Origin of the sequence: Streptomyces sp. NPDC052109, from assembly GCF_040680195.1 — a bacterium.
Taxonomy (GTDB): domain Bacteria; phylum Actinomycetota; class Actinomycetes; order Streptomycetales; family Streptomycetaceae; genus Streptomyces.
On sequence record NZ_JBFAWF010000005.1, the window covers coordinates 248,310 to 261,485 of the forward strand.

The following is a 13,176-nucleotide window of genomic DNA, read 5'->3' on the forward strand; positions in this document are numbered from 1 at the left end:
GCGCCCGGCGCGGCCGGACCGCCCGGCGCTCGCTCGCCGGCTCACGCGTCGGGATCGTCGAACTGGTCGAGAAGGAAGTCGACCGGTGCGTGGCCCGAGGCGGCGGATGCGCCGTCGTCGAGGAACTGTTCCGTCCAGATGACCTTGCCGCGGGTCGTGTACCGCGTTCCCCAACGCTGCGCGAACTGCGCCACCAGGAACAACCCGCGTCCGCCCTCGTCCGTGGTCGCAGCCCGCCGCAGGCGCGGCGAGGTGCCGCTGCCGTCCGACACCTCGCAGATCAGACAGCGTCCGTGCAGCAGCCGCACACGGACCGGGGGCGAGCCGTACCGGATCGCGTTCGTGACCAACTCGCTGACGATCAGTTCCGTGGCGAACCCGGTCTCCTCCAGCCCCCACTCCCGCAGCGTCTTCCGGCACCGCTCCCGCGCCGAGGGAACCGCCGCCGGGTCCCAGGGCACGTCCCACTCGACCACGCGCGAGGACGGGGTCATCCGGGTACGCGCCACCAGCAGCGCGACGTCGTCGGAGGAGGGCGACGGTTTCAGCGCGTCGATCACCGCCTGACACGTCTCCTCCGGGCTGCTCCCCCCGGACCCGTCCAACGCCCGGCGCAGCCTCTCCAGCCCGGCGTCGATGCCGTGGGCGCGGTCCTCCACCAGGCCGTTGGTGTACAGCACCAGCCGGGAACCCGCCGGCAGGGACAGCTCGGCGGTCTCGAACGGGTAGCAGCCCAGGCCCAGTGGCGCCGAGGCCGGCACGTCGGCACAGGTGACCGTCCCGTCCGGCCGCACCACCACCGGATCGGGGTGCCCCGCACGGGCCATCGTGCAGACCCCCGCCACCGGGTCGTAGACCGCGTACAGACAGGTCGCTCCCGTCACCCCCTCCCCCTCGTGGCCTCCCTCGGCGTCGTCCGCGTTCTCCTCCTCGTCCATGCGGACGACGAGGTCGTCCAGGTTCCCGAGCACCTCGTCCACCGGCAGGTCCAGGGTGGAGAAGTTGTGCACCGCAGTGCGCAGCCGGCCCATCGTCGCCGCCGCGTGCAGCCCGTGACCGACGACGTCACCTATCACGAGGGCGGCCCGAGCGCCCGGCAGCGGGATGACGTCGAACCAGTCCCCGCCCACCCCCGCCTCCGCGGGCAGGTACCGCCAGGCCACCTCCAGCGCGTCCTGCTCCGGCTGCGCCCTCGGCAGCAGACTGCGCTGCAGCGCCACCGCCATCGCGTGCTCCCGGGTGAACCTCCGGGCGTTGTCCAGGGCCACCGCCGCCCGCGCGGCCAGTTCCTCCGCGAAGGCGAGGTCCTCCGCGTCGAACGCCGGGGAGTCAACGGTGCGGTAGAAGTTCGCCACGCCCAGTGGTACGTCGCGCGCCCGCAGCGGCACGGTCACCAGCGAACGCAAGCCGGACTCCAGTGCCTTGCGTGCGCGCTCCGGATCCTGTTCCCGCCAGCCGTGTGCCTGCCGCAGATCCGTCTCGAGCAGGCCCCGGCCCTCCCGCAACGTCCGCATCTGCGGGGTGCGGGTTGAGAACGCGATCACTTCGCCCAGCGGATACACCGGCACCATCCGCCGGTCGCCGCCGATCGCCGCCCGGCGCAGATGCCGCCAGCCCTCCGCCGTCGGTTCCCATCCCCGCAGCACCGCGTCGAGCAGGTCCACCGTCACCAGGTCGGCGAACCGCGGCGCCGCCACGTCGGCCAGCTCCTGGGCCGTACGCCCCACGTCCAGCGTCGTCCCGATTCCCACTCCGGCCTCGTACAGCACTTTCAGCCGCTCCCGCGCGGCCTCGGCCCGCCCCGAGACCGCGGCCAGCTCCGTGGTGTCCCGCAGGGTCACCACGCTGCCGCCCCGGTCGGTGTCCGGGAACGTCGGCCGCTTGTTCACCGCCAGCAACCGGTCGCCGACGCGATGCACCTCGTCGGTGACCACCTCCGGCGACGCCAGCAGCCGGGTGATCGACTCCGGCAGCCCCAGCTCCCGCACCGTGCGTCCCCGCGTGTCCGCCGGCAGTCCGAGCAGCCGCCTCGCCTCGTCGTTGACCAGCAGCAGCCGTCCGTCGGCACGGGTGATCAGCACTCCCTCCCGCACCGCGTGCAGGACCGCCTCGTGATGCTCGTACTGCTGCGCCAGCTCCGTCGGGCCCAGGCCGTGCGTCTGCCGGCGCAGCCGCCGGGACACCAGCGTCGTCCCCGCCACGGCCAGCGCCAGCGCGGCCGCGCCGCTGCCCAGGATGATCGGCAGCTGCGGCATCCACAGGGCCGCCACGTTCCTGACCGTGATTCCGGCGGACACCAGGCCGACCACCTTGCCGCGCGCGTCGGGCACCGGGACCACCGCCTGCACGGCCGTGCCCTTGCCCGCGGGCAGCGGCGGACCACCGGCCTGCTCGACGACGGTACGGCCCTTCAGCGCCGGTGCGATGGTGCCGACGAACTTCTTCCCGATCTCCCGTGGGTAGGGATACGTGTAACGAATCCCCTGCGTGTTCATGACGACGACGAAGTCCACGCCCGCGCGCTTGCGCGCCGCCTCGGCCCGCGGCTGGAGCACCGCCGTCGGATCACGGCTCCGCAGCGCCGCGGCGGTGCCGGGGGCGTTCGCGAACGTCTGGGCGGCGACGACCGACTCACGACGTCCCTGCTGCAGCGCGTCGCGCGCCGTCTGGACGATCATGACCGCCATACCGGCCAGGACCAGCAGGACCACGATGACGACCTGCAGAAGGAACACCTGACCGGCCGTGCTGTGCAGGTCCAGCAGGGAAGCCCGGCGTCGGCGCGGGCGTCCGGCAGGCGGCTGGCGTTCCAGGCGCCGAGACCGCCCGGAAAATACCTCCATACACCCTTGATAGCACCGCACCGGGGACGCCGACGCCGATCTGTCCCCGCTCGATCCGGTGCACCCGTGGTGCGGGTTGGGCGGTGCACGGCGGCGGATGTTTGTGAGCTGCCGGTTCAGCCGCGGCCGCCACCCTCCGACGCGGAGGCCGGTCCGGCGGCCCGGGGGGTGCTCGTCAGCCGGTCCGGACGGGCGCCCACACGGCATGCCGCTGTGCCACCCGGCAGCTTGTGGCGGTTGGTCGCGACCAACCGGTAGACGCCGTGGGAGAGCCACCGGACGGGGGCCGTGAGAAGCAGACCGCCGAGGATGTGCCACCCTCGGCCCGCGCTCAGCAGAGCCTTGGCAAGGGCTCGGGAGCCGCCGTACACCGTGCCCGTCGGGGTGACCCACAGTACCTCGCGCTGTGCCCGCTGCTCCGTGACACCGACCGCGTCGAGGTCGGTGAACTGCCAGGCGGAGACGGTGCACTTGGGCTTGATGCGACGCTCGACGAACCGCACCGTGCCGGCGCAGAAACCGCAGTCGCCGTCGTAGACGAGCAGCGGGAGGCCCCGGGGGCGGCCCTCGGTGCGGTGGGGGAGGTTCATCGGGCGTTCACGACCCCTTCGAGGCACGGGCCGCCCACATACCGTCCGTATCGCCCGCGGATCCGCCGCACCAGCACCGCGGACCGGCCGCCCGCCCAGACGAGGAGGGCCGTGGGCAGGAAGACCGAGTCGCTGACGATCATGGCGAGCGACAGGAAGGGGATGCCCAGGACGACCGCGATCCCCACGTGTTCGAGGATCATGACCGCCAGGAGCACGTTCTTGACCTTGCGGTACATGAGCGTGAAGGGGAAGGAGATCTGCATGATGACCGTGCCGTAGCACAGCAGGAAGATCACCAGCATGTTCGTCGAGACGAGGTCGGTCAGCCACGGCCAAGGACGGAAGAGATCCAGGTGCATCGCGTAGTAGACGGCGCTTCCGTCCTGCCACTTCGTCCCTTGGCTCTTGTACAGGCCCGCTGAGGCATAGATGAAGCAGACCTGAGCGGCGATGACCAGCATCGCGCAGTTGTGCAGCATGGCGGAGCCGGAGTCCAGCAGCGAGCGCATCGCGTGCCGAGGAGCCCACCGGTCCATGGCGAACCGCAGGCCCTGGAGACCCCACATCACCCAGAAAACCCCGAGCCAGCCGTCCCAGTGGACGCAGGAAGCCCCCAGCAGCGGCAGGCCGAGCGCGAGCCACAGCGCCGCACCGGCCCGGTCCCGCCGTGCGTCGCCGGCCTGCCGCCGACGGCGGCGCGCGTCCAGCGACCAGACCTGGCCACAGCGGGTGAACGCCAAGTACACCGCCATGATGCGGATGATGTCGTCACCGGCGTCGCCCGCGAAAGGACTCCGGTTCTCGACAGCGAGCACGCCCACGAGGAAGAGCACCGCTGTGGCGCGGGTGCGCCAACCCAGCACCAGCAGTACGGCGGCCGCGATCGCCCCGTGGTAGACGAGTTCGAACCACCACCGGTCACCCGACCAGGTGAGCACGCTGAACGCGTGTGTGTCGGCGGTCAGGGCCTTGGTCATGCCCAGCGACCAGGGGTTGCGGTCACCGAACAGCACGCGGCGGTTCGGCCACTCCCGGAGCAGGTAGCACGTGAAGAAGAAGCCGTAGCCGATCCGGATGACAGCCGCCTGGTACGGGGAGCGGGTGCGGCCGGCGAGAGCGACGAATCGTGTCAGCTGCCCGACGACCCTCTCGCGTACGGCAACCCGGGTGGCAGGAGACTCGGTCGTCGACGGCTGTGCCCCGTGGGCCGATGGGGGCGGGGACACGGTGACGCCTTCCGCGGGAGGTTGGGGCGCCGGAACGGCGACCGTCGCCGCGTTGCGGTTTTCGTACACGTCACAGCTCCTTGTAGAACTTCTCCTCGACCGGCCACCACGGCAGGATTCTGTAGGCCGTCGTGTCCGGTGCCTTCTGTCCCGTCCACTTCGGAGGGGCAACAGCAGTGGTGCGGCTGGCGAGTTGGACACGGACGATCCGCTCGCCGTTCCACTGGCGCCCGAAGCGCTGAAGCGCGATCCGCGCCAGGTATTCGGTGGACAGTGCGCTGCGAATGCCGTTCGTGGGCTTGTCCTTCAGGTCGTGCGTCTCCGTATAGAAATCCCAGGACCGGCGCAGCACGTTCTGGTCCAGATGACTGGGTACGGGATTGTGCTTCATGGCCTCCAGATGCGCGAAGGAGAGATTCACCCAGTCCCATGTGTGCCGGGTGCCGTCAGGCCTCATTGTCTGGACCCGCGCACCGACCGACACATTCTGGGCCAGCGGGTTGGGTGCGAACATCTGCCAGTTCTGGCCGAATTCTGGATAAATGTAACCGTTGATCGTCTGCTGATATCTGTTCGTCACGGAATTGGCTGGCGCGAGCGTCAGGAAAACCATGCCGAGGTGCCACAACACCGCACCGAGCAGGGTGACGGCCGTAGCCGTCAATACGGCCAGAGAGGTCGTGAACCGGACGTGAGTGGCGGTATCTCCCTCGACTCCTCCGGTGGTGGGTACGTCGCCGGAGGCGGCCGTGTCGGCTGTCCTGGGTGGGCCTACCAGGGTGTCGGAGCTACTGGACGGCGCGGAGTTGCCGGGTGCCTTCGTGAACTGCTCCATGATGATCCTCGTGATCTGCCGTCTCACCGGCATGTGCATCAGCGGAAGAACCGTGCGCCGCTTCGGCGCCTCACGCACCGCGGGCGTCCCGGCGCCGCCCGTCACGGGCGACGCCGGAATTCCCTGCCCTGCCGGCGCCCCTACAGCAGGCCGAGGCTTCGGCTGCGGTTACCGACAGGGGCGTCATGCAAGGGCCGACGGCATCAGACGGCTCTTGTCAGCCGCCGTTGGCGTTGGTGCCGTTGTTGCCGTTATTGCCGTTGTTCCCGTTATTCGGGTTGTTGCCGTTGTTTCCGTTGTTGCCGTTGTTGCCGTTGTTCCCGTTATTCGGGTTGTTGGCGTTGTTCGGGTTGTTGGCGTTGTTGCCGTTGTTCCCGTTGTTCCCGTTGTTGCCGTTGTTTCCGTTGTTCGGGTTGTTTCCGTTGTTTCCGTTGTTGCCGTTGGAGCCCCCGATGAGACCCACGGGAATCAGGGTCAGCGTCACCGTCGGGTTGAACGTCGCGTTCTCGGTGCAGAACCCGAAGGTGCCGCCCTTGCAGTTGTGGTCCAGGTTCAGAGACGAGGAGCCGTCCCCGTGGTCCGCGCCTCTGCTGCTGTAGCCGAGGGTGTGGCCGAGGGAAGTGATCACTCGGTGGGCGGGGAGAACGGACGGGTTGGCGAGTGCCACGCCCCCCAAAGACAGGGCGCCGGTCACAAGCCCTACAACGAGGCCCCGGATAGCCTTCATCGGTGAACTACCTTTCTCTGCGGGTAGAAAAGAGGACTGACCGGATCCTGCAGCCTCTTGGCATGGCAGAGGTATCGAAACACGCAGGGAAAGGTGGTCCAGATGCCGTAATGGCGCCCCCATGTTCACCCGCCCGGGCTTATATCAACCGCTGTAAGAACGCGGGGCTCGAGTTGATGGCGGTTGCATGCGGGCTTCAGGGTCCATGTGCGCAGCGGGCGCGATCTCGCCATTCGTGCGGAAGCGCGTCGACGCCTGGCAGGCGGATCCGTTGCTTCCCTCTGTGCCCCTTTGGCTGCTGTGCCGCAGGCTCCGACAGGAAGGCGTGTCACCTCACCGCGTGGAGGGGAGAGGTGGTCGAGATGGACATCGATGAGGCTGGGCCGAACCATGGACTCGCCCTGCGCGATGGTCAGCCGCTTGGGAACGCCGAGTGGTGACTGGCGCCGGTGTCGGTGCTCCGCGGGGTCAGAGAGAGGTCCAGTTCCTCAGGGTGCAGCCGCAGCGCCTCGGCGACGGCCCGCGGTTCCGCCTGCCGGCCGAAGCGTGCCGGCTCCTGCACCATCCCGAGCCTGTCCCCGAGGGCCAGGACGTCCGATTCCCGGTCGCCGATCATCTGCGTGACACAGCCGCCGTCGTCCGGTCGTGTCACCCGGCCGGTTTCGAAGACCCACCACCGTGCCACCGACGCGTTGTGGCCGGCCCCGAAGACCTCTGCCCCGCCCGCGGTGAAGGACCGCAGGCGGGCCGCGACACCCCGGCCCGCGGTGGCTGGCGGACGCACGACGAACGTGGTCTCGGCCTGGTTGAACTCGCGCGCCGCCTTCTGCATCCACGCGACAGGCGGCTCTTCGTCCAGGTGGCTCACGTCCACCACAGCCAACGGGTTGCCGGTCAGTGGCGCGTCGGCGAAGACGTCGACCAGGGCGAACGGCACGTGGTCACCCAGGGCTCGTCGCCCCGGCACGGAAGGGCCCCTCTTCTCTCGGATCCGGCCTGGCACTGCCCGTCCGACCGCCTCCACTTCAGGGGACGGACGAACCATCTCCGGACCGTAGCCGGTCCGGAGACTTTCCCGTGCGTCGGGTGGTGCCGTCACCACCACCCACAGACCACCCGGAAGCTGCCCACGACGCCGTGGTGAACGAATACGCCCCCATGGTCACGGGGCATCACGCCGAAGGTCTCGCTGCGGGGTCCCACGGTGGCGACCGGAGGGCCACCGTCGCAGTTGGGGCCCCGGAAGACCTCGACGGTCCTCCTGCTCTCATTGCGAACATTGAAGCTTCTCGCGCCCAGCCCACTGACCGCGGTGATGCACCCGTCGATGAAGGCGGGGTACGAACGTTCGTTGACGAAGATCCTTCCGCCCCGCCCGTGACCGTCACCGCGTCCGCCGCCGTCGCGTCCCCCGCCGCCGTCACCGCGTTCGCCGCCGCCGCGTCCCCCGCCGCCGTCGCGTCCCCAGCTGCCACCGTCGCGTCCCCCGCCGTCGCGTCCCCCGCCGTCGCGGCCCCCGTTTTCGCCTCCGTCCCCGGTCTTGGCGCCCGAAGCAGCCATGGCGGAAGCGGCAGTTGCTGCGGATGCTGCGGATGCGGTGTGCTGCGCAGGCCGGGCGGAGCGGTGGGCCGGTTGGATGGGGTGGTGAGGTGGCTGGGCTGCCCGGTGGACAGGCGAGGAAGCCGGAGTGGATTCGACGGTCGAGGCATAGGTGATGCCGGCGGCCGCAAGGACGGTCGCGCCTATTCCGGCGCCGACCACAGCGAAAGCACGCGAGGGCATGGGTACTTCTCTCTTTCTCATGTGCGTCGGCCGGACGACCGACCTGCGATGAACGTACCGACAGATCACATACCTGGCACTCCAGACATATCGAAGGTGTGAGGCTGTGGGGCCAACCAGGTGTCACAAGCTCAGGCCGATGCATCGTTCGGGTGCGTATCTCGCGCCGGCTCCGGCCCGGGTACCCGGGCCTGACCTCGCGGTGCGTCTCCTGGCGGAGGCGGAGACCGCACCGGCGTGGACTAGCCTCGGCCACACGCCGGAAGCAACTTCCGGCCGGTCGTGCCGACTTGTCCGGCCGTATCCCTTCGCGGAATGAAGGCCACGAGCCCGCACTCGCGCAGTTGAAGCCGAAGGATCGGCATCTTGGGTCTCCGCCATCGGTGTTGGCGGACGGGGCGGCCCGCCAGGAGGCGGTCGTGTCGTTGCGGCAACCGCCGTTCCGCCCCCGACCGGAGCCCGCACCGGCGGTGACCCGATGACGCCCCTCGTCGCCGAGAGGCGAGGGCGGCGATGTCCTCGGTCACAAGATTCCCCCGCAGGGCTGCCCTGGGTGGGGTGAACCGGCGCCCCCTCCGGCCGGGGACGGCGAGGTTGCGGTGCTCGTCCTCGGCCCCAAGCATGGGCTCAGAGGAACGACGACGGACCACATCGGAACGCCCGTCCCGGGAGGACATGAGAGCCATGACGTTTCCTGCGCCCCGCTCCGCCGGCCGTCGCCGGACAAGGCGCACCCGACAGGCCTGCGCGCGATCGGCATGAGCGACGACGACCGGCCGCTGCGCTGTCTGGTCACCGGCGCCACCGGTTACCTGGGCGGCCGGCTGGTGCCGGAGTTGCTGGCCGCCGGGCATTCCGTGCGCTGCCTGGCCCGCTCGCCCGGCAAGCTGCGGGACCATCCGTGGGCTGGGCAGGCGGAGGCAGTGCGCGGGGACGTGACGGACGAGGTGTCCGTGCGCGCGGCCATGGAGGGCATGGACGTCGCGTACTACCTGGTGCACGCGCTGGGCACCGGTCGGGGCTTCGAGGAGACCGACCGGCGCGCGGCCAGGATCTTCGGTGAGCAGGCGCGTGCCGCCGGAATCCGCCGGATCGTCTACCTCGGCGGTCTGAGCCCTTCCGGAGTACCCGAGCACGCCCTCTCACCCCATTTGCGGTCCCGCGCCGAAGTGGGCCACATCCTCCTGGCCTCGGGCGTGCCGACCGCCGTACTGCGGGCAGCCGTGATCATGGGATCGGGTTCCGCCTCGTTCGAGATGCTGCGATATCTGACCGAGCGGCTGCCCGTGATGGTGACCCCGAGCTGGGTGCGCACCCGCATCCAGCCGATCGCCGTCCGCGACGTGCTGCGCCTCCTCGTGGGATGCGCGAGGCTGCCGCACGACGTGAACCGCGCCTTCGACATCGGCGGACCGGACATCGTCACGTACGAGGAGATGATGCGGCGGTACGCCGTCGTCGCCGGGCTGCCGAAACGCGTCATCGTCCCCGTTCCGTTGCTCACCCCCCGGCTGTCCAGCCTCTGGGTCGGTCTGGTCACCCCGGTGCCGGGCGCTCTCGCGCGCCCGCTGGTCGAGTCGCTGAAGCACGAGGTGGTCTGCGCCGAGCGGGACATCGTCCGGTACGTGCCGGACCCTCCGCAGGGACCGGTCACCCTCGACCGGGCGATCCGCCTCGCTCTGCGGCGCGTACAGGACGCGGACGTCGCCACCAGGTGGTCCTCGGCCTCGATTCCCCGCGCCCCCAGCGACCCGCTGCCCACCGACCCCGACTGGGCGGGCGGGAGCCTCTACACGGATCACCGCGAGCGCACGGTCGCGGCGTCGCCGCAGGCGCTGTGGCGGGTGGTGGAGGCGATCGGCGGCGAGAACGGTTGGTACTCCTCGCCGCTGGCCTGGTCCCTGCGGGGCTGGCTGGACACTCTGGTGGGCGGTGTCGGCCTGCGCCGGGGCCGCCGGGACGCGACCCGGCTGCGGGTCGGCGACAGCCTGGACTTCTGGCGAGTGGAGGAGATCGAGCCGGGCCGGCTGCTCCGACTGCGCGCGGAGATGCGGCTGCCGGGCCTGGCCTGGCTCGAGATGGCCGTCGACCGGGATCCACAGGGGCGCACGGTGTACCGGCAGCGGGCACTGTTCCATCCGCACGGATTGGCCGGGCACGCGTACTGGTGGGGTGTGGCGCCCTTCCACGCCGCGGTCTTCGGCGGCATGGCCCGCAACATCGCCGCCGCGGCCGAATCCGCCGCACCCGAACCGGCCCGTACTCACTGAGGGAGTTCGAGGAACCGGGCGCGCTCTCCGCTTGGGAAGCGACGGCGCGAGCGTCGATGCGCACCCCTGCTGAACGTGTGGGTGTCCCACCTCACGGGCGCGCGCTGGGCACCACCGCCGGGCCTCGGACACCGGTCGACCGGCGCCCTCGCGAGTGCACATGCCGGTGGACCTGGGGAAGCGGGCGGTGACCGGTGGCCGGACGACACGGCGGGTGCGGAACCGGATGCACGAACGGGATGCCGGGGTAAAAGTGGAGATGTGTCGTCCTCACATCCCGCTCGGGCAGCAGCGGCCCGGGCGGGAGATCCGCAGTCAGGGATGTGACCACGATGCTTGACCCGCAGAACGACCCCGCCGGCCGGGTCGGAGCGCACCCGCACCCCGGACGGGAGGACCTCCTCCACAAGATCAGTGAGCTGCAGAACGAGATCGGCCAGTTGCACAACGCCGTTGTCTCGCACGCCGTGGTCGACCAGGCGATCGGCGTGGTCATCGCCGTCGGTGGTCTCCGCCCCGACCAGGGCTTCGAGGTCTTGCGGCACGTCTCGCAGACCACCAACGTCAAGCTGCGGCGGGTCGCCGAACAGATCGTGGACTGGACGTACGGCGAGAGTCTGCCCGACGAGATCCGGCACGCACTGGACGCCGCTCTGTCCACCGCGCGATCCGCCTGAAACGGGTGCCGGCTCCGCCGTTGTTGCCTTTCAGCGCGCCACTCCGCCCGGCCACTGCCGTCGTGCGCCTGTGCCGCGGAGTACGGTGGACCTACCGAGGGCTTCCCGCGCACCGGCTTCGGGCCGTTGCCGTTCTCGGCGCTCGACGACGCCGGGCTGCGGATCCGTCCGTCACCCGGGGCTGGGTTCGTTCCATGACTGCGCACGCGCCGGACCGGTCCGAGTCCGCGGACAACGGGCAGGACCCGGTGCCGTGGCGCGATCGGGGGCAGCGACGGCGGCCACAGAAAGCGGGGAGGGGCGCGTCGCCCTGGGTCGGGGAATGCCTCCGTCCGTTGACCCGTTGCCAGGTCGCCGACCGGCTCGTGGAACTCGGCGACCTGTACGCGGAGAGTTGCGGAGGAGGCCCTTGGCAGTGGAACGAGGGTCGCGGTCTGTTCCTTCGCCGGCTCGCGACGGATCTGCGGCGCCCGGGCTTCGCCCTGCTGATCGCGGAAGCCACCACCATGACGGGGTATGCCTACGGCTTCCCCGTGTGTGACGACGGACCCCGGTGGCGCGGTCTCGACCGGTGCCTGCCGGCCAGCCTGCCCCGGCTCGCCGTGTCCGGGAGCCTCTTCGCCGTCTCCGCGATCGTCGTCCGGCCCTCGGTGCGCGCTCAGTACCCGGGCCGGGACTGGAATCTCGCCCGGCGCCTGCAGCGACGGCTCCTGGCCGACCATGACGCGGCGCTCGGTGTCACGCTGGTGGACCGCGGCGACGTGCAGACCCTGCGGGCACTGCGGTCCTGGGGATGGCGGTCACCCGCACCGGGCACCCGCGCGGCGCCCCGGCACGCCCCCTGCCGCGTCCTGGTCCTCGACCGCTGACCGTCCAGGCACCCGCAGCCCACGCTCACGGCCCGGCTGCGTATCGTGGCCCGGACGCGTGAGCTGGTCGACCAGGTGCGCCGGTCGAGGTGGTCCGCCGCATCACCGGCCTTGAGGACAGGCTGGAGGGCGCCGGCGGGCCGGCGAGGTACCGCGCCGAGCACCGAGGGGTCCGGGCAAGCCCCGCACCGGAGGCTTTTCCGCAAAGTGCGTTCGCTGCTCGCCGCTCGGGTACTCAGCATGTGGAACGTCCGGTTGGGACCGCAGCTTGGCGGACCCGCGCTCGTGGAGATGCTTTGCGCATCCCCGCGAGTGCGTCATTTTCGGCGGCGGTGAAGAGGAAGCCGCACGGCGCCTCACACAGTGGTGGCGGAGGGCCATGTGCTCCCGGCTGGGCGCCTTCCTCAGTCCGCCTGCCCCGCCGTGCCCTCGAGCAGACCGGTCTCGGCGAGTGCCAGCAGCCGCGTGGCGGTCAGCGGGTTCTCGGGGTCGGCCGCGGCGGCGAGCAGCCGAGCGGCTGTTCCGGAACGCTCCTCGGGCGGGATGACCAGCAGCACCCAGCGTCCCACGGTGCCGCAGTCCAGGGTGATGACGTGCGCCTCGCTTCCAGGTCCGGCCGGCTCCACGGCGATCACCCTGCCGGGTGCCATGACCGTGCTCGGGGCGTCGGGCCATTCGCCGAGGTCCACGGTGACCCGTACCGCGGTGTCCGGGTCCGGCTCCAACGAGCCCACGAGAGAGGGAAGTTCGAGTTCCAGCGCGGCGCAGCGCGGCCACCAGGCCCCGTCCAGAGGGCCATGGCTGACGTCCGTGGTGAGGGTCAGGCGGGGCAGGGGCATGCGGTACCCGTGCGAAGAGGCCGAGGTCAGCTCTTCGGCCGGCGTGCTGCTGGGTTCCATCGTGCGGTCCCGTTCCGGGAGTCGTCGGACGACCGCCCGTTTCGTCGCTCGCCGGGAACGGCACCGCCGACCGCGCTGCGCGAAAAGCTCTCGGTACGGTCAGGCTACTCCTGGCCGAGGAGAAGCGGGCGTCAGTCGTCCGATCGTGCCCTCCGCGCCGTCTCCCGATCCTCCTGTTCCGCCTGTTCCTCCTGCTCCTCCATCAGGCGGATGCCTTCGTGGGTCAGCGAGACGGCGGCGGGGGTCCGGTGCGAGGTCCACTCCACGCTGATCAGCCCCTCGTCCGCCAGATAGGCGCAAGCAGCGGTGAGATCCTCGTCGGGCAGGCCCAGCTCGGTGCGGAGCGCCGATCCGCTGACCTCGGCGCGGTTGTGCTCGACGGCCCCGTACAGGGATCGCAGGACCGCATTCCGGTTGTTCTTGCGTTCGCGGAGTTTCGTCATGGTTGTCGTTCT

11 protein-coding genes are annotated in these 13,176 nt (G+C 70.5%); 3 read left to right on the forward strand and 8 right to left on the reverse strand.

The annotated features are described in order from the left end of the window. Positions 1-41 precede the first annotated feature (41 nt). The 6 genes from AB0L59_RS14010 to AB0L59_RS14035 form a co-directional block, all read right to left on the reverse strand. A complete protein-coding gene (locus AB0L59_RS14010) occupies positions 42-2,843 on the reverse strand; it encodes a SpoIIE family protein phosphatase (RefSeq protein WP_365582553.1) in 2,802 nt (933 codons plus the stop codon). Between the two features lie 116 nt (positions 2,844-2,959). Continuing rightward, complete coding sequence (locus AB0L59_RS14015) at positions 2,960-3,433, reverse strand: DUF393 domain-containing protein (protein WP_365582554.1); 474 nt, start codon at positions 3,431-3,433, stop codon at positions 2,960-2,962. Next, positions 3,430-4,731 carry an HTTM domain-containing protein gene (locus tag AB0L59_RS14020; RefSeq protein WP_365582556.1) on the reverse strand — a complete coding sequence of 434 codons (1,302 nt, stop codon included), beginning with the start codon at positions 4,729-4,731 and terminating at the stop codon, positions 3,430-3,432. The genes AB0L59_RS14015 and AB0L59_RS14020 overlap by 4 nt, the downstream gene beginning before the upstream one ends. A gap of 1 nt (position 4,732) precedes the next feature. Then, positions 4,733-5,602 (reverse strand): DUF5819 family protein, encoded by an 870-nt coding sequence (locus AB0L59_RS14025; protein ID WP_365582557.1) that lies wholly within the window; start codon positions 5,600-5,602, stop codon positions 4,733-4,735. A gap of 112 nt (positions 5,603-5,714) precedes the next feature. Next, on the reverse strand, positions 5,715-6,164 hold the full coding sequence (locus AB0L59_RS14030; protein ID WP_365582559.1) for a hypothetical protein: 450 nt from the start codon (positions 6,162-6,164) through the stop codon (positions 5,715-5,717). 472 nt (positions 6,165-6,636) lie between these two features. Further along, a complete protein-coding gene (locus AB0L59_RS14035; protein WP_365582561.1) occupies positions 6,637-7,191 on the reverse strand; it encodes a PhzF family phenazine biosynthesis protein in 555 nt (184 codons plus the stop codon). A gap of 1,573 nt (positions 7,192-8,764) precedes the next feature. On the opposite strand from AB0L59_RS14035, the gene AB0L59_RS14040 reads away from it, so the two are divergent. The 3 genes from AB0L59_RS14040 (at position 8,765) to AB0L59_RS14050 (ending at position 11,822) form a co-directional block, all read left to right on the forward strand. Further along, positions 8,765-10,276, forward strand: coding sequence for an SDR family oxidoreductase (locus AB0L59_RS14040; RefSeq protein ID WP_365582563.1), 1,512 nt, complete (start codon positions 8,765-8,767; stop codon positions 10,274-10,276). 332 nt (positions 10,277-10,608) lie between these two features. Continuing rightward, positions 10,609-10,953, forward strand: coding sequence for an ANTAR domain-containing protein (locus AB0L59_RS14045; protein ID WP_365582743.1), 345 nt, complete (start codon positions 10,609-10,611; stop codon positions 10,951-10,953). A 335-nt stretch (positions 10,954-11,288) separates the two neighbouring features. Continuing rightward, positions 11,289-11,822: a hypothetical protein gene (locus tag AB0L59_RS14050; protein WP_365582564.1), complete on the forward strand. Its 534-nt coding sequence runs from the start codon at positions 11,289-11,291 to the stop codon at positions 11,820-11,822. A gap of 404 nt (positions 11,823-12,226) precedes the next feature. Here AB0L59_RS14050 and AB0L59_RS14055 read toward each other — a convergent pair whose 3' ends face one another. Then, on the reverse strand, positions 12,227-12,721 hold the full coding sequence (locus tag AB0L59_RS14055; protein ID WP_365582565.1) for a DUF5994 family protein: 495 nt from the start codon (positions 12,719-12,721) through the stop codon (positions 12,227-12,229). Between the two features lie 131 nt (positions 12,722-12,852). Further along, the gene (locus tag AB0L59_RS14060) at positions 12,853-13,164 is read right to left on the reverse strand and encodes a hypothetical protein (protein ID WP_365582566.1); all 312 of its coding nucleotides are present in this window, start codon (positions 13,162-13,164) and stop codon (positions 12,853-12,855) included. Positions 13,165-13,176 lie beyond the last annotated feature (12 nt).

Excerpts from the sequence above, each read along its gene's own strand:
- AB0L59_RS14055 (WP_365582565.1), bottom strand. The coding sequence starts at position 12,721 with ATGGAACCCAGCAGCACGCCGGCCGAAGAGCTGACCTCGGCCTCTTCG.
- AB0L59_RS14045 (WP_365582743.1), top strand. The coding sequence starts at position 10,609 with ATGCTTGACCCGCAGAACGACCCCGCCGGCCGGGTCGGAGCGCACCCG.
- AB0L59_RS14010 (WP_365582553.1), bottom strand. The coding sequence starts at position 2,843 with ATGGAGGTATTTTCCGGGCGGTCTCGGCGCCTGGAACGCCAGCCGCCT.
- AB0L59_RS14040 (WP_365582563.1), top strand. The coding sequence starts at position 8,765 with ATGAGCGACGACGACCGGCCGCTGCGCTGTCTGGTCACCGGCGCCACC.
- AB0L59_RS14060 (WP_365582566.1), bottom strand. The coding sequence starts at position 13,164 with ATGACGAAACTCCGCGAACGCAAGAACAACCGGAATGCGGTCCTGCGA.
- AB0L59_RS14015 (WP_365582554.1), bottom strand. The coding sequence starts at position 3,433 with ATGAACCTCCCCCACCGCACCGAGGGCCGCCCCCGGGGCCTCCCGCTG.